This is a genomic window from Brachybacterium sacelli (assembly GCF_017876545.1).
GTDB classification, from domain to species: Bacteria; Actinomycetota; Actinomycetes; order Actinomycetales; family Dermabacteraceae; genus Brachybacterium; species Brachybacterium sacelli.
The window spans coordinates 1067011-1087247 of record NZ_JAGIOD010000001.1 but is presented as its reverse complement, the minus strand read 5'-3'; the positions used below and the strand labels follow the sequence as shown (position 1 = coordinate 1087247).

Sequence of the window (20237 nt, the reverse complement as noted above, 5' to 3'; positions counted from 1 at the left end):
GAGTCGGGTGGTGGCTCATGCCACCCCGTACGCTTCGGCTCCTGCTCGGGTCATGCGCGCTTCGGCTCACGCTCGGGTACTGCGCGCTTCGGCTCATGCTCGGGTCATGCGCGCTTCGGCACCTGCTCGGGTACTGGCGCGTGAGCATGCGCTCTGGCGATATGACCAGTGCTCATGCTGACGCGCCAGTAGTCGACCCTCCGCTGCGAGAGAGCTCAGGCATCCTGCGGGGCGCGGACGGTCCGCACGTGCCACGTCCACAGGATCGCGCCGAGCACCGCGAACCCCAGCGAGGCGAGGGCGAGCGTGCTCAGACTCGCGGTGACCATCGGCGCGACGACTCCGGCGAGCAGGGCGTTGAGCACCAGACCGAAGAAGGTGCCCAGCGAGGCGGCCGCACCCCGCTCGTGCGGGAACAGGTCGAGCACCTCGAGCTGGATCGGGGCGAAGAGGAGTGCGACGGTGAACGCGATGAGCATCGGCCCGGTCACCGCCAGCAGCAGCGACCAGCTCAGCCCGCCCGTAAACGGGGGCGCGAACGAGACCAGCACCAGGTTCAGGACGGTCGCTGCGAGGGTCCCGAGGAATCCGAGGCTGATGAGGCGGCTGCGATCCATCAGGTCCGCGGCCCGGCCCACGACGAAGGCGCCGGACATCATGCCGATGATCAGCGGCACGAACAGCACCCAGAAGTCCTGCTCCCCGAGGCCCAGCAGACGCACCACCAGCAGAGAGGCGCCGGCGATGAACACGAACTGGGAGGCGAACCCGCATGCGGACGCCGCGGCGATCCGCAGCATCACCGGGGAGCGACCCACATGCCACAGCGACCCCAGCAGCGCCCCGACGCGCAAGGGGTTGCGGGCCTCCGGGGGGAGCGTCTCCGGCAGTCGCGTGGCCGCGACCAGCACCAGCAGGGCATAGGCGCCGACCCCGCCAAACACCCAGCGCCAGTCCCCGAGCAGCAGCAGCCAGCCGCCGAAGATCGGCGCGACCGCCGGGGCGACCGAGAAGATCATCATGACCTGCGCCATCAGACGCTGTGCCTCGGAGCCGGAGAACATGTCACGGATGACCACGCGGGAGACGATGGTGGCCGCACCGGCGCTCATCCCCTGCAGCACGCGCATCAGGACGAGGCTGCCGAGGGTGGGGGCGAGCACGCTGCCGAGCATGCCGATCAGGTAGATCACCAGCCCGCCGATCATGACCTTCTTGCGGCCCAGCGCGTCCGAGAGGGGGCCGTGGAAGATCGACATGATCGCGAAGGCGGCCAGGTAGGCGGAGACCAGTTGCTGGAGGGCGACCGCATCGCTGCCGAACTCCGCACCGATGCGCGTGAAGGCCGGGAAGACGGTGTCGATGGTGAACGGCCCGATCATCGCCAGCGAGGCGAGGGTCAGCGTGATCCGGGCTCCCGCCTTCTCACGGCGCGTGGGGACGGACGGGGCGGGCGGGACGTGGGAGGAGGGGTAGGGCGTGGTCACCGGGTCCAGCCTAGGCAGGACGAGGTGCGCAGGGCATCGTCGTCCCGAAGGATGGAAAGCGCTCGCGCAGGGGGTGCGCTCCGTCGGCCGACGGGCATAGGCTCGTCCCCGGCACCGACGCCCCGCGACGGTGCCGCACCCCTGTCCCACGACTCTCCCCTGCGACCTGAGGTCATCCCATGAAGCATTTCGCCCTGCCGCACACCGACATCTCCGCACCGAACGTGGTGCTGGGGCTGATGCGTATCGCCGAGAAGTCCGACGACGAGATCCGCACCCTGGTGCGCACCGCCCGGGACGCCGGCATCGACTTCCTCGACCACGCCGACATCTACGGCGGCTCGAAGCACCGCTGCGAGGAGCGCTTCGCCCAGGCCCTGCAGCTGACGCCCTCCGAGCGCGATCAGGTGACGATCCAGACCAAGGCCGGGATCGTCCCCGAGGGCCCCTACTTCGACTACTCCTACGAGCATCTCATCGAGTCCGTCGAGGGCTCGCTGCGCGCACTGGGGACCGACCGCATCGACATCCTGCTGCTGCACCGTCCCGATGCCCTGGTCGAGCCCGATGAGGTCGCCCGGGCCTTCGACGAGCTGCACGCCAGCGGCAAGGTCCGCAGCTTCGGCGTCTCCAACCACACCCCGCGCCAGATCGACCTGCTGGCCAAGCATCTGAACCAGCCGATCGTCGCCAACCAGCTGCAGCTGTCGATCACGCACTCGACCTTCATCGCGCAGGGCGTGGCCGCGAACATGCAGGGCACCGACCAGGCGATCGTGCGCGACGGCGGCGGGATCCTCGACTACTGCCGCCTGCACGACATCACCGTCCAGGCGTGGTCGCCGTTCCAGGCGCAGTTCTTCGACGGGGTCTTCCTGGGGCACCCGGACTACGCCGAGCTCAACGCGGTCATCGACCGGCTCGCCGCGCAGTACGACGTCGCCCCCGAGGCGATCGCGACCGCGTGGATCACCCGCCACCCGGCGCAGATGCAGGTCGTCCTCGGCACCACGACGCCGCAGCGGGTGGCCGATTCCGCCGAGGGCTCCGATATCCCGCTGACCCGTGCGGAGTGGTACGAGCTGTTCCGGGCCGCCGGGTGGATCGTGCCCTGAGCAGGGCGGAGTAGACCCTCGGCACCGCGCGGCAACTGTTTCCGCTCGTCACGGCCGCGGGCGAGGATGGCGACGGAGCAGATCTCACCCACGTGCCGCAGTGGAGCGGCGAGGAGGCGCAGCACATGGCCCAGCGACGTATCGGCCTGGTCGGCTACGGGGACGTGTCCGTCGTCCACGTCGGAGCGATCGGGGCGATCGACGGCCTCGAGCTGGTCGGACTCGCCGACACCGACCCCGCCGCCCGGGAGCGGGCCGCCGCCGAGACCGGCCTGCCCACCTATTCCTCGGTCGAGGAGCTGATCGACGCCCAGGGCCCGGACGCCGTGCACGTGACCACCCCGCACGACCAGCACGTCGGCCCGTCCCTCGCCGCGCTGGAGCGCGGCGTGCACGTGCTGCAGGAGAAGCCGGTGGCCCACACCCTCGACGAGGGAGCGCGACTGGTCGAGGCCCTGGGATCGGTGACCACACCCCGGGCCGACGGCGGCGCGGGCGCCGCGAAGATCGGGATCTGCTTCCAGAACCGCTACAACCGTGCCAGCCAGGAGCTCGCGAGGCTGCTCGCCGGCGGTGAGCTCGGCGCCGTCCAGGGCGCCTGGGCCTCGGTGGTGTGGAGCCGCACCGCCGACTACTACGCGGCCAAGCCGTGGCGCGGCCGCTGGGAGAGCTCCGGCGGCGGGCTGCTGATCAACCAGGCGATCCACACCCTCGACCTGGTGCAGTGGCTGATCGGCCCCGTCGAGCGCACCGAGGGCCTGGTCTCGCAGAAGAAGTTCGCCGGCGTCACCGAGGTCGAGGACACCGCGGACCTGGTGCTCCACCACGCCTCCGGGATCACCACCACCTTCTACGCCACGCTCACCGCGCCCCTGGCACGTCCCGTCGAGCTCGAGATCGCCACCGACAACGCCTACCTCGAGCTGCGCTCCGGGCGCGGCGGCGGGCTCACAGTGCACTGGGCCGACGGGCGGGTCGACACCTGGTCCGACCGAGTCGCGACCGCGGGCGGCCGCGCCTACTGGGGCGTCTCCCACGAGGAGCTGATCCGCGACTTCCACGCCGCCCTCGACGGCCCCGAGCCGTTCTGGATCGGGCCGGGCGAGGCCATGGCCTCGCTGCAGATCCTCAAGGACGCCTATCGCGCCAGCAGCGTCGGGAGCTGATCGAGGCCGGACCACCGGCTTGCTCCGACTCCGCGCCCGACGACGCCCGCCGCCCCGTCTCGGGAGCGGCGGGCGTCGTCGTGGTGCCCGGGCCGGCTGCGAACGCCGGGCGGGCCTCGTCAGATGACCGTGCGGCCCTCCTGGCGGGCCTCCTTGACGTCCTTGGCGAAGCCGCCGGCAATGGTGATCAGGATGCCGAGCACGAGCACCGGCCACATGAGCACATAGGCGGTCAGCAGAGCAGTCATGGCTCTCCTTTCGAGTGGGGCGACGGAGCGGGGCGCCCGCCGCGGGACAGGGCGGGTCAGCGGTCGGCGGCGTCGGTCGCCTCGGCGGCCGGTGAGGGGCCTTCGGGGACGGAACCGGCGGTCTCGTCCTCCTCGTCGAAGTCACCGGTGATCCTGCTGATCACCGAGAAGTCGAAGTCCTGCTTCGAACGAACGCTCATCAGGTAGCAGACCAGGAACGAGACCGAGTAGGCGACCAGCGAGCCGGACAGTGTCTCGTAGTCGCGCAGGTAGCCAAAGCCGAAGGGCAGCACGGCCGCGGTGGCGATCGCGCCGATAATCACGGCGGGGCGCAGGCCGAAGAAGCCGAAGGACATGATGCCCAGCACCACGCCGACCCCGACGATCGCGAGCAGCTCGACGAACAGCGCCCAGGGGCCGACCAGCGGGATCAGGGCGAAACGCACCGGCAAGAACACCACCAGCGCGGCGATCACGGAGACGGTGAACGCCTTGTTGGTGATCTTTTTCCAGTAGAAGGACGCGATGACCGGGAACACCAGGCAGCCCCAGAGGGCGCCGACGAACACCAGCAGGTCGAGGATGTTGAACCTCGCGGTGGCGAAGTACAGCGCCGCGGCGGTGGCCACGATCATGGTGATCCGGCCGATCAGCAGCATCCTCTTGGGATCGGCCTGGGCACGACCCACGGACTGCCCGTAGATGTCAGTCATCACGATCGAACTGAGCGCCGACAAGTCAGAGTCCGCGGTCGAGGACAGCGAGCCGATGATCATGATGAAAGCGAGAGCTATCAGGGCGGCGGGCAGGTAGGTGCCGACCATCTGCGGCATCAGGTTGTTGACATCGCCGTTCATGGGCTCGATGCCCAGGTACAGCGCCATCACGCCGAGCATGCCGATGCCGATCACCGTCGCGCCGTAGCCGATGGTGGCGGTGATGAAGGTGGGCTTGATGAGGTCCTCACGCACCGCGAACAGGCGCTGGGCGATGGTCTGGTTGCCGATCGCGTAGGCCAGCACCGCAGCGATGTAGGGGGCGCCCTGGTTCATGAAGGCGTCGGAGGAGAAGAAGCTCTCCTGCGCAGGGGTGACGTTGCCGTTCGCAGCGCCCTCGACGAACAGCGAGGGTCCGCCGACGACGAAGAACACCGCCGGGATGATCACGACGGCTGCTCCGAGCATGGCCATGACCTGCGCGAAGTCCGTCAGCACCGAGGCGCGGAAACCGGACCACAGGGTGTACAGCAGCACTCCGCCCGCGATGATGACGATGCCGTGGCCGAAGCTCATCGGGGAGAGCATCGCGATCAGTGCGCCGCCGGCGATGAAGTTGGAGGTCAGCGAGATGACCGAGCCGAGCACGTTGGAGCCGGCGAGCATCAGCTGGGAGGAGCGGCCGTGGCGGGCGTACATGACCTCGGCGAGGGTGTGCGCCTTGGGGGCGACCTTCCGGATCCGTTTGCCGAAGGGGTAGATGAACAGGATCATCAGCGCTCCCCACAGCCCGTAGTGGATGGGGCCGGAGACGCCGTACGTGTAGCCCGCGGTCACCGAGGCGTACATCGAGGACGCCCAGATCCAGGTCGCGGTCATGGAGGCGGCGGAGACGCCGAAGCCGATCTTGTTGCCGGCCGTCATGTAGTCGTCGGCGTTCTCCTTCTTGCGGGAGATCGCCACCGACATCCACATCGTGCCGCCGTAGAACAGCAGCAGGAGGAGGATGACACCGATGGTTCCGAGCTGGGATATCTCCCCTGTGGGCGCGGGCGGCACTGCACTTCCTTTCTTCGCGGACGATCCGGTCACTCTCTGCCGGCGCGTCGCGACGCGGACGCGAGAGCGCGCTGACGTCAGGGGGTACCCCACAGCGGGCCGACCGGCATTCGGCCCCCTGAGCGCGTCCCGTCCGACATCGACCCGGGCGGTGCCTCGCACCTGCTCCGGGGATGTCCTTCTCGACGGCTGCGGTGGGATCCGCGCTCTTCTCGGAGCGCGGTCCCGCACGTCACAATCACGCTTGGGGCCGCATAGATACTCGCACACGTGGCCCCCGATAGCCACCTGAGAGGTCACTGGACGAGTCGATTTGCAGGTCATGGGGTCAAAAGTGATTGTCGGACAAGCAGATCCCCCGAGCTGTCAGCTCCGTGGCGCATGTCGATGCACTCCGCGCGCGCCCCGGCGGACGCCCACGGTGCGGCGCTCCCCGGCGCTGTTAGGGTCACGGCCATGACCCGCATCGGCCTCGTCGTGACGGACCCCGCGACCTTCACGGCCGCCGATCCGCATCTCGATGCCGTCCCGCTCCTGGAGGCGCTGCGGCGACGGGGCGCGGAGGCCGAGCTCACCGTCTGGCACGATCCGGCGGTGGACTGGGCCGCCTTCGACCTGCTGGTGATCCGCAGCCCCTGGGACTACGCCGAGCGGCCGGCCCGCTTCGAGGAATGGCTGGACCGGGTCGGGACGCTCACCCGGGTGCTCAACGAGCCCGAGATGGTGCGCTGGAACATGGACAAGAGCTACCTCGCCCAGCTCGAGGAGGCCGGCGTCGCTGTCGTGCCCACGAGCTACCACCTCGAGATGCCCACCCTCGAGGCCGCGCTGGCCACGGAGGGGAGCTCGACGCCGCACGTGGTGGTGAAGCCGACCGTCGGGGCCGGTGCCCGACACACCGGGCTGTTCGCCCGCGACTCCCCCGCCGCCCTCGAGCTCGGGCGCGCGATCCTCACCGAGGGCGGCGTCGTGATGCTGCAGCCCGAGGTGCCGGAGCTCTCCGAGGGCCGGGAGAAGGCGCTCTACGTGGTCGACGGGGAGGTCACGCACGCGATCGCCAAGGGCGCCCTGCTCGAGCGGGGCGGCGGCCTGCGCGGCGGGGTCTACCGCGAGTCCCCCGTGGTGCTCCGCGCCACGGCCCGTGAGGAGGCCTTCGCCGGACAGGTGCTGGAGGCGGTCTGCGAGGTCACCGGGCTGCCCGCACCGCTGTACAGCCGCATCGACACCGTTGACTCCGCCGAGCACGGCCTGGTCCTGCTGGAGGCGGAGCTGTTCGAGCCGCTGTTCAACCTGCAGCTGGTCCCCGAGGTCACCGAGATCTTCGCCGACGCGATCCTCACCCGCGCCTGAGGCGCATGTCCCCGGCCATCGCCAGGGCGACCCTGCCGTGACCCGAGACGGTCAACGCCGGCTCGTCGGCCGCGATGAACAGTGCCCGGCCCCGCCGCAGCTCGAGCTGCTGCGTCCTTCCCCGCAGCCGGGGGGCACCGTCGAGCGCGAGGGCGATCGCCGGTCCCCGGAGATCGACCACGGTCCCCTCCCGCTCCCGTCCCTGCCCGGTGGAGGGCGCGGCCGCGGGTGACGGGGCGGTGACCAGGTGCAGCTCGAAGTCCGGTTCCCGGGGACGGTAGACCGCGACGTCGGGCTGCGACCGATCGGGCCGGCAGGTCGGGTCCTCCAGCGGATCCGCGCAGACGATCCGCTCCAGCTCACGCGCGTCGACGTGCTTGTCCGTCAGCCCTCCGCGCACGACGTTGTCCGAGGCGGCCATGACCTCGACGGCGAGTCCCCCGAGATGTGCATGGAGCGCCCCCGGAGGGACGTACGCCGCCTCGTCCTCGCGCAGGCTCAGGGTGTTCAGGAGCACGGCGGCGAGGATCCCGGGGTCCCCGGGGCGCACCGTCACGAGGCGCGCGAGGGCGCGGAGGTCGTCCTGCAGCGACGGGTCGGCACCCTCGATCGGGATCGCCGACTCGACGGCCTCGGTCACGGCCTCGACCAGCTCCGCGCTGCCGGCGTCCAGGAGATCACCCACGAGGCAACGCAGCCGGTCCCCGCACGCCCCCTCCAGCGAGCGGGCCCAGCGGGTGAGCACCTGCTGGGCGCGCGGGCGATGGGCGGCCCGGGTGATCAGCTCCTGCAACATCAGTCGTCTCCGGGCGCTCGGCTTCAGCCCCACCAGGGTCTCGAAGGGCGCCTCGAGGGCGAGGGCGAGCTCCGGCTTGTGCCGCGGGTCCTTGTAGGTCCTGGTGGCGCTCGTGCTCGGGACGCCGCGGCGGCTCTCCACCGCGTACCCTCGCGCGGCCTGGTCGGCATCGGGGTGGACCTGGAGCGACAGCGGCTCCTCGACGGCCAGGACCTTCATCAGGAACGGCAGCTGGTCCGAGGCCCGGTCCTCACCGAGGGTGCGCACCGGGTCCGCGGCGATCAGGGCGTCGAGGCTCTCATGGCGGTCGGCCGCATCCGGCACCACGATGTGGCTGGGGCACAGTGGGTGCGCTCCGAGCCAGAGCTCCGCCTCGGGTTCCCCGCTGGGGCAGCGGCCGAGGAACTCCGCCATCTTCGAGCGGGAGCCCCAGGCGTACGGCCGGGGGTCGTTGGTGATCTCCAGCAGCATTAGGAGGCTCTGGCGGCGGTGCCGTCGACGAACGCCTTCACCGTCGCGTGCTGCACGCCCTCCCCGACGCCGTGGGGACGGATCCGATAGGCCCCCACCTCGGCCGGGACGATGAAGGTCTCCGCGTAGTGCACGACGAAGGGCGCGAAGGCGCCGTGCGGGCTCTCGACGACCGCCTCCGGTCCTTCGACCAGGTTGAGCACGTTGACCGTCCCCTCGGTGTCATGGTCCACGGCGTCGGTGAACCAGTGCCGTCGCACCTCGATGAACTCCAGCTCGTGCAGGCCGGTGCGCTCCTCGCGCCATCCCGGCCCCTCCGCGATCGGCACGACGCGGTCGACCAGCTGCTGCCTCGTCCACTCGGTGTCGCGATCCCACTGGACCGACGCGAGGGCGTGCTCGAGGTGGATCGGTCGGGGTGCGCCGTCGAGGCCGACGCGGCCCCAGTCCCACATCTTGAAGGTGAAGATGTACGGGGTCGCCGAGATCTCGAGGACCATCGACCCGGCCCCGGAGGCGTGCACGGTCCCGGCCGGGATCGCGAAGTGGTCATGCTTCCTCGCGGGGAAGGTGTTGACGAACCGCTCCGCGGGGAAGGAGCTCTCCCCGGCATCGGCGCTGCGCAGCCGGGAGACCATCTCCTCCGGGTCGGCGTCCGTGCGGAGCCCGAGGTAGACCCTCGCGTCCTCGGCGGCGTCGAGCAGGTAGTAGCTCTCGTCCTGCGTGAACGTCATCCCGAAGGTCTCTTTGATGTACTCGGTCAGCGGGTGGACCTGGAGGGAGAGATTGCCGCCGTCCATCGTGTCCAGGAAGTCGAAGCGGATCGGGAACTCGGCGCCGAAGCGGGCGAAGGTGCGCTCCCCGAGCAGCTCGCGCGGATGCGAGAGGACGAGATCGATCGCCGGGATCTCGAGGACCTGGTCGCCGACGGCCAGCAGCAGACTGTTCTCCTCCGGCACGCAGTCGAAGCACCAGGCGTAGTTGTCCTGCTCCGGGTCGAGACCGCACACCTCCTTCATCCACTGACCGCCCCAGACCCCGGGGTCGAAGAAGGGCGCCAGACGGAAGGGGCGATGCACCGCAGAGCGGAGCCCCTCGCGCAGCGCGTCACCGGTGGTCATGGGTGCTGTCTCGAGCGGACCGTTGGCGTCGAGCACGAAGTCGGCGCGCTCGAGCAGACCGGTCTTGTGCCGGTCGGCCACGCGCCATTCGACGAAGTAGCCGCGCTTGAACTTCGCCAGTGCATCCTGGTCGCCGTTGTCCGCACGCCAGTTGCCCGCGCCGGCACGGTATCGACGCTGGATCTCTGCGCGCGCGAGATCCGCCAGAACGAGGGCCGAGGGCGCCAGCGGGACCAGCGACGCCCCCCACCCCACGAGCACGCACTGGTGCTCGGCGGAGGAGACCCGTTCGGCGAGCGCGCGCAGGCGGGATGCGTCGTAGAACTCCTCGAGGCGGTGGTGGGAGACGAGCCCGAAGACCCGATCGGCGGTGAGGTTCCGCTCGAGCAGGGACTGGATCCGGTCCGGGTCGAGCGCGGCCTCCCGCTCGACGTCGATGACCTCGGCGCGAGGCAGGGCCTCGTGGGCCACCGCACCGAGCGCCTGCACGTCACTGGCCGGGTAGGCGTCGACGACGATCGTGCCGCCGGCCGCGTGCGCGGTGATCGCCGTCCAGGCCTCGCGTCCGCTCCAGGCCGGGTGATCGCCGGGGACGTCCATCACGGGGCGCTTGTCGTAGTTGCGGTGCGCCGCGCTGGCGGGGACCTGCATCGTGCTCGTACCCATCGCGTTATCGGTACCTTTCCGAATCCCGCACCTGAGAGCTCATCTCGCAGCTAAGTTGAGGAGATGCAGTTCAACAGGGTGCATCTGATGCGTGTTGCTTGGTAACGTTACCAGAGATCGTCATTGCACCCCGGCGCCGAGCCCTCGAGGATGAGCACATGCATCGCGACCACCGGAGATCGCCCACCGTCACGGCCGTGGACATCGGCGGCACCCACGTCTCTGCCGCCATCGTGGACACCGAGCTGCGGATCCGCGACGAGCAGCGCCGCCCTCTCGACGCCGACGCCCCGGCGCACCAGGTGCTGGACCAGATCGCCGGCTGCGTCCGCGAGCGGCACCTGGACACCACCCGGATCGCGATCGCCGTCCCCGGCCCGTTCGACTACTCCCGCGGCATCGGCGATTTCGAGGGCGTCGAGAAGTTCGCCCGCCTGCGCGCCGTGGACGTGCGGGAGGAGCTCGCCTCGCGCTGGGACCGGGATCCCGGCACGCTGCGGTTCGTCAACGACGCCGAGGCCTTCGGCCTGGGCGAATGGGCGGCCGGGGCGGGTGGTCGCGCGCGCCGATGCGTCTCGATGACCCTCGGCACCGGGATCGGCAGCGCGTTCATCGACCGAGGCCGCTGCCTCACCACCGGCACGGAGGTGCCCGCGGACGGCAATCTCCACACGGTCGAGGTGGACGGCGCCCCGCTCGAGGAGCACGTCTCCCGCCGCGCGCTGATCGGAGCGTTCCGTGACCGGGCGGGACGCACGGTCGACGTGGCGGAGATCGCCGAGCTCGCCCGTCGCGGCCACCGGGACGCCGCCGAGATCCTCACCGCCGGCATGGAGGTGCTCGGCACCGCCCTCGCGCCCTGGCTGCGCGCCTTCCGGGCCGAGCGGCTCGTGATCGGCGGATCCATGGCCGCCTCGGCGGATCTGCTCTTCCCCCCGCTGCACGCGCAGCTCACCTCCTTGATGACGGCGGCGCCGCCCGTGGTCCAGGGGGCGCTGGGCGCCGAGCGGGCGAGCCTGATCGGAGCGCTGATCGGCACCTCGGCGCGGTGAGGGCCCCGGGCGCGATCAGCGCGCCTGCTGGTGCTGCAGGAGCAGGTCGCAGGTCTGCTCCAGGCGTCGGACGTGCTCGTGGTCGTCCGCGAGGTCCTCGCAGTCGCCGAAGGGGTCGTAGTGGACGGGGCGGATCCCCGCCGCCTGCGCTCCGCGGACGTCGGCGGGGACCGTGTCGCCGAGGTGGACGGCCTGCCCCGGGCTCGCCCCCACCAGATCCAGGGCGCAGCGGAAGATCTCGGGGTCCGGCTTGTCGAACCCGACGAGCTCGCTGTCCACGATCCCGTCGACCTCGACGCCCGGCCCTTCGCCGATCTGGCACATCTCGGCCTCCCGCAGGAGCTGTGCCGCGGTGCCGTCGGCCTGGGAGACCACGACGGTCGCGATGCCCGCGGCCCGCACCAGGCCCAGGAGGCGGCGCGCCGGCGGGTGCGCCAGATGGCACATGTTCCGGGTGTGCGAGAGCGCGCGGAAGGCCTCGGTGAACTCCTCGAGCTCGTCATCGGCGACACCGGCGACCTCGCCGAAGCGGCGGTAGTAGTCACCGTCGGGCCGGACTCCGGAGAAGGTGCTGTTGTGGCACGCGAAGTGCACCCGCTGATAGTCCTCGGGGGTGCGGAGTCCGCTGTACTCCGCGAGGAGCGGGAGGAGCAGCTCATGGTTGTTCAGCAGCAGCACACCGCCCGCATCGATCAGCAGGACAGGGGGCTTCCCGGCGCGGTGCGTCGGAGCATTCGTCATGGTGGGTCCTTCCGGGGGTGGGTCATGATGTCGGCGCTGCGCCCGCGCGTCGTCGGGCTCATGGGGCTCGTGGGGCTCAGCCGCCGGGGATCTCATTGGGCTGCCCGTAGGTCTCCGGCATCGTGTAGCCGGGGAACAGGTCCATCTTGGGCTTGACGTAGGCCTGGTTGATCGCTACCGCCTCCGCGGGCGTCTCCGAGCCGATCGGCACCGCCGCGCGGGTGCGATCGAGGGTGTCCCAGATGGCCTGTCCCGCCGGGACCGGCGGTCGGGCGATCGACGTCGGGAGCATCTGCCGGAAGATCTCCGCCGCCGGGTTGTACTTCTTCTCCTCGATCGCGCGCAGGTTGGTGGGAAGGTTGCCCATCGAGGGCTGGATGATCGACTGCCCCTCGAACCCGGCATGGAACTTGATGTACTCCCAGAGCGTCCGGGTGATGTGGGCGCCCTTCGGGATCGCCAGGGAGAAGCCGCCGGACCAGGTGTACGTCTCGGCGCCCGCCTCGCTGACGGGCAGCCAGGTGAACTTCAGCGGGAGGTCCGGGGCGTACTTCTCGTTGCCCTCGAGGGACCACGGGCCCGTCGTGGTCAACCCCAGCCGGCCGCTGAACATGGCGCTCTGGCTGGGCGGCGCGTTCGGCGGCTGGTACGTCGCGAAAAAGGTGTCGACCATCGAGTACGGGAACTCCTCCGCCCAGTCCGCGTAGAGGCCGTAGACGGCCTCCCACTCGGGCGAATCGAGGGTGACCGTCGCCGTGTCGTTGTCGTACGCCTGCGCGCCGAGCCCGAAGCCCCAGGTGTAGGCCCATCCCTCATCGAGCCAGGGCGCGAAGCCGAAGCGGGTGTAGTTGCCGCGGGCGTCGGTCTTCGTGATCGTCCGGGCGACCTCTCGCAGCTCGTCCCAGGTCATCACGTGCTGCTCGGGGTCCAGCAGGTCGAGGTCGATGCCGGCCTCCTTCATGACGTCCTCGTTGTACATCAGCGAGCGGGCGTCGGTGTCCGTGGGCAGCCCGTAGATCTGGCCCTCGTACGTCAACTCGTCCACGGCGAACTGGAGCCACTGGCGCTTGAACTCCTCCGGGGAGACGTCCTCGTACTTCTCGATCAGCGGGTCGAGGGGCTCGAGCAGACCGATGGAGGCCGTCTGGACGGCGGTGAAGCGTCCCATCCACCACAGGTCCGGAGCCGTGTTGCCGCGGACCGCGGTGATGATCGAGCTCATGTCCCCGGCGCCGTTGGAGGGCACCTGGTCGATGTAGATCTGCGCGTCCTTGCCCGCGTCGGTCCCCACGAAAGCCTCGCGGACGGCCTTGTCCTTGTCGGAGTCGGCAGCACCCATCCCCCAGTAGCGGATGACGTGCTCCCCGTCGGCGGGGACGCGGGCGCAGGAGGGCAGAGCCAGGCCTGCCGCGGCGGCGGAGCCGCCGAGGAAGTGTCGTCGGGAGATCACTTGAAGCCTCCGATCGTGATGCCGCGGATGAAGTACCGCTGGAAGATGAAGAAGAGGATCAGCAGCGGCAGGATCACCAGGAACGAGGCGGCCATCAGCTGGTTGAAGGAGACGTCCTGGGCGTTGACGGAGCGGAAGGCCTGCAGACCGATCGAGAGCGTCTGCACGCTCTGGTCCTGCAGGTAGATCAACGGGCCCATGAAGTCGTTCCAGGAAGCGACCGCCGCGAAGATCGCCACCGTCGTCAGCGCGGGCAGGGAGGTCGGGAACACCAGGCGCCACAGGATCGTCCACTCCCGCGCGCCGTCGACCCGGGCGGCGTTGAGCATGTCCTTGGGGATCTGCAGCAGGAACTGGCGCAGCAGGAACGTGTAGAACGCGGACCCGAAGGCCGCCGGGATGATCAGAGGGAACAGGGTGTTGACCAGGTCCAGGCTCGACCAGAAGTCGAACATGGGGATCAGCGTGACGGGGAACGGGAGGAAGAGGGTCGCGATGACCACGTAGAAGAGCGTGTCGCGCCCGCGCCACTCGATGCAGGCGAATCCGTAGGCGACCACGAAGTTCGACAGCACCGAGAGGATCACGACGCTGACCGTGATGATCGAGGAGTTCAGGAAGAACTGCAGGAACGGCATCGCGTTGAGGGCGTGGAGGAAGTTCTCGAACTCCCACGTCTGCGGGAGGAGGGTGGGCGGGAACTGCGCCAGCTCCTCGTCGGACTTCAGCGCCGAGACGATCATCCAGTACATGGGCAGCAGGAAGAGCAGGCTCAGCACGACCATCACCACGCGGGCGAGGGTGCTCGACCACCAGGGCCGCCGGGTGCCGTCCGCGCGCCGGTTCAGCTCGCTCTGTCGCTCGGCCCGGCCGCGGGCCCGGAGCGAGGTCTTGTCGGTCAGCGGGGTCGTGGCCATGTCAGTTCGCCTCCACGTCGTAGTTCACGAGCCGGCGCGAGAGCCAGAAGATCAGCAGGGCGAGGATCAACCCCACGAGGAACAGCAGGACCGCCAGCGCGGAGGCGTAGCCGAGCTCGGCGAAGCCGAAGGCGTTGCGGTAGAGGTACATCATGTAGAACAGCGCTCCGGCGTCGGGTTCGCCGGTGCCATCGGTGACGACGTAGGCCTCGGTGAAGACCTGCAGCGCGCCGGAGACCCCGGTGATGAGGTTGAACAGCACCACCGGGGAGATCAGCGGCAGCGTGATGGTGAAGAACTGACGCAGCGGGCTCGCCCCGTCAACGCGGGCCGCCTCGTACAGGGTCTTCGGCACGTTCCGCAGTCCGGCGAGGAAGATCAGCGCTGCGTTCCCGGCCCCGAACTGGGCCATCAGGATGATCGCGATCTTCACACCCTGCGGGTCGCCGAGCAGGTTCACGTTCTGCCCGCCGAAGAGCCCCAGGATCTGGTTGAACAGGCCGAACTTCGGGTTCAGGAACACGATGAAGATGAACGACATCGCGAAGGCCGGGATCAGGGACGGGGCGTAGAAGATCGTCCGGTACAGGGCGACCTCGCGGACGTTCTGGTTCATGGCGATGGCGAGCACGAGCGCGATCAGCAGGCCCAGCGGGATCGCGATGATGGCGTAGTACGCGGTGTTCGAGGCCGCCTTGTGCACCAGCGGATCGGTGAACGCCGAGATGTAGTTCTGGATGCCGACCCAGGTGGGCGCCTCCATCCCCGAGTACCGGGTGAAGCTCAGCGCGATCGAGTAGACCACCGGGTACACGATGAAGACCATCAGCCCGATCAGCCACGGGGAGACGTACAGCAGCCCGGCGCGAATGCTGCGCCACTGATAGCCCGTGACCCGGCGGCGCCCTGAACGTCCTGGTGAGGACTTCGGTGCGGGGTCACGGCTCCGGGGCGAGCTCCGCCCCGTGCCCGCACCGGGCGGGGAAGTCGCGACGGTCGGGAGAGCATCCTCCATGGGTTCTGGCTCCTTCGGTCGGGAAGTCTCGGGGCTTCCGCGAGCAACGGGTCGAGTCATGCCGTGGTCCGGTCGCCGACTGCGATGTCGCCGGACGTCAGCAGGGTCGGTTCTGCTGTGCCGACCCCGGGGGTACGGGAGTGCGGCGAGGTCGTCGAAGGTGGGTGACTGCGAAGGCCCTCGGGGTGGACCCGGGGCGCCGCCACCTCGAAGGCTTCTGAAAGGTATCGCTACCCTTCCACCCCGTCAAGGTCCACAGGGTGAGAAGGCCACGCAGGTTGACGTTGACCTGCAGTGATCGCCGAAACATCGATGACCTGGGGGAAGAACGGTCCTCGGGCGGCGCAGAACCTTGACCGACCTGCTTGGTACCGATATCTTTCCTGACACCGAATGTGCGCCGGTCCGCGCCGATCCTGCGAGGGCCGCAGCGCGCACGAGGAGTCCGGCACGAACGCGCCACAGCACAAGGAGAGTGCAGCCCCATGCCGAAGACATCACTGGTCGCGCGAGGACCAGGCCACCGCGAGCGTCTGCTCGAGGCCTCCGCCCGCGCGTGGATCCCGGTGGGAGACGAGACCATCGCGGTCGTCTGCGAACCGTTGATCAGGAAGGACGACGACGGCGCCCGGATGCGCGCACTGCGTCTCGACCTCCCGCCCGGCGTGAGGGGCTCCCTGTCTCCCGCGGACGTCCACATCACCGACGGGGACGGTTCCACGGTGCGCACCGCGGAGGCGCCCGCGCCCGAGGGCACCGTGCGGATCCTGGTGCCGCTGTTCGCGCAGGAGACCACGGTGCACGTCGCCGTGCGCACCACCGAGGTCGACGCAGGGACCGACGTCGTCCTGGATGTCCCGCGGGAATGGACCATCCACCTGGTGCACCACTCGCACCTCGACATCGGGTACACCGATCCGCAGCCGCGCATCCGTGCCGAGCAGCGCTCGTACATCGACTCCGCCCTGGACCTGTGCCGGGCCACGGACGACTGGCCCGAGGACGTCAGGTTCCGGTGGACCGTCGAATCCCGCTGGGTCGTGGACGACTGGATGCGCTCCCGCCCCCGTGCGCGCATCGACGAGCTCGTCCGTCGGATCCGTGAGGGCCGCATCGAGCTCTCGGCGCTCCCGTACAACGTCCACCTCGACACCTGCTCGACCGATGAGCTCCACGAGATGCTGCGCCCGACGGTGGAGTTCAGCCGGAAGTACGGCGTCGAGCTCCCCAGCGCGATGCAGACCGACGTCCCCGGGCAGCCCGTCGGCCTGCCCCAGGCTCTCAGCGACGCCGGCGTGCGCTACCTCTCGGTCGCGCACAACTGGGCCGGCCGCTCGATGCCCCATACCCACGGCGACGACGACCTCCCGCGGCTGTTCCGCTGGAGGGCGCCCTCCGGCGCGGAGGTCCTCGTGTGGAAGACCGACAGCCCCCACGGCGGGGCCTACATGGAGGGACCGCACGTCGGCCTCCACGAGTCGTACGCGGAGGTGGACCGCCTGCTGCCGTCCTACCTCTCGAATCTCGCCCACCTGCCCTATCCCTACCCGCCGGGAATCTTCGGCTGGCACGGGGAGGAGGTCTCCACGCGGGACCCGTACCCGTGGGACGTGCTGCACCTGCGGACCCAGGGCCGCGGCGGCGACAACGCCCCCGCCCGGCTCCAGGCCGCGGAGATCGCCAAGGAGTGGAACGAGACCTGGCAGTGGCCGCGGCTGGTCACCTCCACCAGCACGGCCTTCTTCGAGGATGCCCAGGAGCGTCTCGGCGACGAGATCCGCACCTTCGAAGGGGACTGGGGCGACTGGTGGGTCGAGGGGGTCGGCTCCGGTGCGCTCCCCCAGTCCCTGGTCCGCGACGCCCAGGCGCGCGTCAGGGATGCCCACTTCGTCTCCCGGACGGGCCAGATGCTCGGCATCGACGGGACGGACGCCATGGACGCCGGGGACGAGCGCCGTCTGGCCGACGCCGGCTACCAGGCGATCTCCCTCTTCGACGAGCACACCTGGGGCGCATCGAACTCCTGGCTCGCCTCGGACCGCGGCATGGATTCCGGTGGCCTGCAGTGGCAGTGGAAGGCCTCACGCGCCCTCGATGCCGAGGAGGCCACGCGGGAGTTCCTGGAGAAGGCGAGCTCGGAGCTCGCGGACCAGGTGGGCTCGGATCCCTCCTCCCTGCTGTCCGTGCTGGCCGTGAACACGCACGGCTGGGCCGGCTCCACCACGGCGTCGTTCCTGCTGCGCGAGGCGATCGTCCCCTTCTCCCAGGAGATCGTGGTCCTCGACGCCCGCACGGGCGAGCCGCTGGCCCATACGGAGGCCGAGCAGGTCAACCACACCTTCCGCGAAGCCGGGCGCTGGATCCGGGTCACCGTCCCGGACGTCCCCGCACTCGGCTACGTCCGTCTCGATGTCCGGGCGGCCCCCGAGACGTCGGCCGCCCGGCGCTCCGACACCGCCGAGGGGACCGCGCTCGAGGCCCTGGTGCTTCAGAACGAGTTCCTGCGTGTCGAGTACGACGCGAACCGCTCCTGCATCACCTCGATCCGCGACCTCGCCGGCGACCGCGAGCTGGTCAACCCGGACTCCGTGCTCGGATTCGATCAGTACGTCTACGACGAGTACACGACGGCGAGCGGCTTCAACCACCATTCCAACCGGTCCTCCTCGAGCTCCAAACTCGAGCTGCTCGGCAGCCGGAGCCTGGCCGGGCCGTCGGTGCTCACCGAAGCGGTCGACGACGGCGTGGAGCAACGGCTCGTCCTGGAGTTCACCGCGGCGGGGATCGAGCAGGGCTGGACGACGCTGCGTCTGCGGCACGGCGAGAACCTCCTGCGCATCGAGCACCGCCTCCGCAAGCCGACCACGGAGACGAAGGAGAGCGCGTACTTCGCCTTCCCCTTCGCCCTCGCGGAGCCCCGCGTGCACTTCGAGATCACCGGGGGGATCGCCGGGGACGACCTGCCGTCCATCCCCGGCGCGCCGACGCACATGCGGGCCATGCGCAACTGGGTGAGCATGGAGTCGGAGCAGGACGGATCCGTCGCCTGGGTCACCCGCAATGCGCCGCTGGTCGAGTCCGGGGTCATCGCGCTCCCCTACGCCCCCTTCCCCGACAGCACGGCTCCGCGCGAGCCGGCCACGGTGTACTCCTGGGCGCACAACAACGTCTGGGACACCAACTTCCCGAACCAGCAGGCCTTCGAGACCACCTTCGAGTACGCGGTGGGGGTGCCGGGCGACAGCGGTCGCCACGGTGACGTGCTGGCGGCGGCGACCGCCGCGAGCGTCGTCCACCCGCCGGTAGCGGTGCCCGCGCACGGCGCGCCGGGGGCACCGGTGCCGCCGCCGCAGGGGCAGCTCCTCGCGGTCACCGGGGACGGTGCCGAGGCGGTCCAGGTCGTCACGGTCTCCGCGGGCGAGCAGGGAGCGGTGCTGGTCAAGCTGCAGTCCTTCGCCGCGGACCCCGTCACCGTGCAGGTCTCCCTGCCGCAGGTCGACGTGCGGGCGGCACGGTCGACCAGCTACCTCGGCGAGGAGGGAGAGGACCTTCCCCTCCGGGACGGAGCGGGGGTCCTCACCCTCGAGCCCCGCGGAGTGCGGGCCGTGGCGCTGCTGCCCGCGGACACCGCGTCGGGTCCCGGCGGGGGCGAGGCCTGACGGCCGGTCTCCACCGGTCACGGGCAGGAACCGCCTTCGCGCTCACGCCTCCGGTCCCCGAGCAGTGCTCGGCGGGCCGGAGGCGTGAGCCCGCTCCGGCCCCGGGTACGCGAATCTCCCGCCCGGTACGCAGGTGATCTGCACCGAACGTCCTTTGCCAGGATCCTCGTCGGTTTGGCATGCTGAGGCCGTGGGAACGATACCGACGATGCGCGACGTCGCCCAGCGCGCGCGAGTGTCTCCGATGACCGTCTCGCGCACTCTGCGGGGCGAGGGCACGGTGGGCCCCGAGCTCGCCGCTCGTGTGCTCGCGGCCGTCGAGGAGCTGGGCTACCGGCACAACGACTGGGCGCGCGGCCTGAAGTCGGGCAGCAGCAGCGGCCTGGTGGGGCTGGTCGTCACGAATCTCGCCAACCCCTTCTACGCCGAGCTCGCGACCGGGGTGGACCGCGTGGTCTCGGGCGAGTCGCTCCAGCTCCTGTTCGGCTCCAGCGGTGACGACGGAGGTGGGGAGCGTCGCGCTGCCGACGGCCTCGCCGCGCGGCGCGTCGAGGGGCTCGTGGTCGTGCCGACGGCCGACGACGACGATTTCCTCGCCCAGCTGTGCCACCAGCTCCCCGTGGTCACGGTGACCAGTCGCCTGGCAGACGCCCAGGCGGACTCCGTCACGGTCGACGACTTCGGCGGCGCCCGCGACGCGAGCCGTCGGCTGGTGCTGGAGGGTCATGAGCGCATCGCCTTCCTCGGGCTGTCCCATGCCTCCCGCACCGGCGAGGAGAGGGAGCGCGGCTACCTCGCCGGCCAGGAGGAGTGCGGGCGCCCACGGGACCGGGCCCGGATCGTCACGCTCGCGGCCGACGAGGCCGAGGCCGACCGGCAGATGTGGCGCCTGATGTCGGGCCCCGAGGCTCCCACCGCGGTCTTCGCCGCCAACAACCGCAACACGATCGCCGCCTGCCGGTGGGTGGCCGCCTCCGGTGATCCGCTGCGGATCATCGGCTTCGACGCGATCCGCACGGCAGGATTGTTCCGGATGCCGATCTCCCTGGTCGAGTACTCCGCGGAGGAGCTCGGCGAGCGGGCCGGAGAGCTGCTGCTGCGGAGGATCCGCGGAGGTCTCGAGGAGCCGCCGCGCCACGAGGCGATCGCGACCCAGCTCGCGCACTACGGCGCGGCGGGGACCCTGTAACTCGCCCCCGCCGCGGACT

At 70.1% G+C, this 20237-nt stretch carries 15 protein-coding genes; 6 read left to right on the top strand and 9 right to left on the bottom strand.

Features of this window, described 5'->3' with window-relative positions; all coding sequences use genetic code 11:
* Positions 1–215: 215 nt before the first annotated feature.
* Entirely contained in the window at positions 216–1487 is a 1272-nt protein-coding gene (locus tag JOF43_RS04810; RefSeq protein ID WP_209899853.1) for an MFS transporter, read from the bottom strand.
* A 179-nt stretch (positions 1488–1666) separates the two neighbouring features.
* Here JOF43_RS04810 and JOF43_RS04805 point away from each other — a divergent pair, with 179 nt between their 5' ends.
* A complete protein-coding gene (locus JOF43_RS04805) occupies positions 1667–2602 on the top strand; it encodes an aldo/keto reductase (RefSeq protein ID WP_209899850.1) in 936 nt (311 codons plus the stop codon).
* Positions 2603–2727: 125 nt separating this feature from the next.
* On the top strand, positions 2728–3768 hold the full coding sequence (locus JOF43_RS04800) for a Gfo/Idh/MocA family protein (protein WP_209899847.1): 1041 nt from the start codon (positions 2728–2730) through the stop codon (positions 3766–3768).
* 119 nt (positions 3769–3887) lie between these two features.
* Here the strand turns inward: JOF43_RS04800 and JOF43_RS04795 are convergent, their stop codons facing one another.
* Together JOF43_RS04795 and JOF43_RS04790 are read right to left on the bottom strand one after the other, a co-directional pair.
* The gene (locus tag JOF43_RS04795) at positions 3888–4016 is read right to left on the bottom strand and encodes a putative transporter small subunit (protein WP_209899844.1); all 129 of its coding nucleotides are present in this window, start codon (positions 4014–4016) and stop codon (positions 3888–3890) included.
* Positions 4017–4072: 56 nt separating this feature from the next.
* Positions 4073–5707, bottom strand: coding sequence for a sodium:solute symporter family protein (locus JOF43_RS04790; RefSeq protein WP_245354260.1), 1635 nt, complete (start codon positions 5705–5707; stop codon positions 4073–4075).
* A gap of 540 nt (positions 5708–6247) precedes the next feature.
* Here JOF43_RS04790 and JOF43_RS04785 point away from each other — a divergent pair.
* The gene (locus tag JOF43_RS04785; RefSeq protein WP_209899839.1) at positions 6248–7141 is read left to right on the top strand and encodes an ATP-grasp domain-containing protein; all 894 of its coding nucleotides are present in this window, start codon (positions 6248–6250) and stop codon (positions 7139–7141) included.
* Here the strand turns inward: JOF43_RS04785 and manA are convergent.
* Together manA and JOF43_RS04775 are read right to left on the bottom strand one after the other, a co-directional pair.
* Positions 7128–8408 carry a mannose-6-phosphate isomerase, class I gene (gene manA / locus JOF43_RS04780; protein WP_209899836.1) on the bottom strand — a complete coding sequence of 427 codons (1281 nt, stop codon included), beginning with the start codon at positions 8406–8408 and terminating at the stop codon, positions 7128–7130. The genes JOF43_RS04785 and manA overlap by 14 nt on opposite strands.
* Positions 8408–10195 (bottom strand): class I mannose-6-phosphate isomerase, encoded by a 1788-nt coding sequence (locus JOF43_RS04775; protein ID WP_209899833.1) that lies wholly within the window; start codon positions 10193–10195, stop codon positions 8408–8410. The genes manA and JOF43_RS04775 overlap by 1 nt, the downstream gene beginning before the upstream one ends.
* Before the next feature lie 158 nt (positions 10196–10353).
* On the opposite strand from JOF43_RS04775, the gene JOF43_RS04770 reads away from it, so the two are divergent.
* Positions 10354–11247 carry an ROK family protein gene (locus tag JOF43_RS04770; protein WP_209899831.1) on the top strand — a complete coding sequence of 298 codons (894 nt, stop codon included), beginning with the start codon at positions 10354–10356 and terminating at the stop codon, positions 11245–11247.
* Between the two features lie 15 nt (positions 11248–11262).
* On the opposite strand, the gene JOF43_RS04765 is transcribed toward JOF43_RS04770, so the two are convergent.
* The 4 genes from JOF43_RS04765 to JOF43_RS04750 form a co-directional block, all read right to left on the bottom strand.
* Positions 11263–11988 (bottom strand): HAD family hydrolase, encoded by a 726-nt coding sequence (locus JOF43_RS04765; protein ID WP_209899828.1) that lies wholly within the window; start codon positions 11986–11988, stop codon positions 11263–11265.
* Between the two features lie 76 nt (positions 11989–12064).
* Entirely contained in the window at positions 12065–13438 is a 1374-nt protein-coding gene (locus JOF43_RS04760; RefSeq protein ID WP_209899824.1) for an extracellular solute-binding protein, read from the bottom strand.
* Complete coding sequence (locus tag JOF43_RS04755; RefSeq protein WP_209899821.1) at positions 13435–14355, bottom strand: carbohydrate ABC transporter permease; 921 nt, start codon at positions 14353–14355, stop codon at positions 13435–13437. Before JOF43_RS04755 ends, JOF43_RS04760 begins: the two co-directional genes overlap by 4 nt.
* Before the next feature lies 1 nt (position 14356).
* On the bottom strand, positions 14357–15370 hold the full coding sequence (locus JOF43_RS04750) for a carbohydrate ABC transporter permease (RefSeq protein ID WP_209899818.1): 1014 nt from the start codon (positions 15368–15370) through the stop codon (positions 14357–14359).
* A gap of 485 nt (positions 15371–15855) precedes the next feature.
* Here JOF43_RS04750 and JOF43_RS04745 point away from each other — a divergent pair, with 485 nt between their 5' ends.
* Both JOF43_RS04745 and JOF43_RS04740 read left to right on the top strand, forming a co-directional pair.
* The gene (locus tag JOF43_RS04745; RefSeq protein WP_209899815.1) at positions 15856–19029 is read left to right on the top strand and encodes a glycoside hydrolase family 38 N-terminal domain-containing protein; all 3174 of its coding nucleotides are present in this window, start codon (positions 15856–15858) and stop codon (positions 19027–19029) included.
* A 190-nt stretch (positions 19030–19219) separates the two neighbouring features.
* Positions 19220–20218: a LacI family DNA-binding transcriptional regulator gene (locus tag JOF43_RS04740; RefSeq protein WP_209899811.1), complete on the top strand. Its 999-nt coding sequence runs from the start codon at positions 19220–19222 to the stop codon at positions 20216–20218.
* Positions 20219–20237 lie beyond the last annotated feature (19 nt).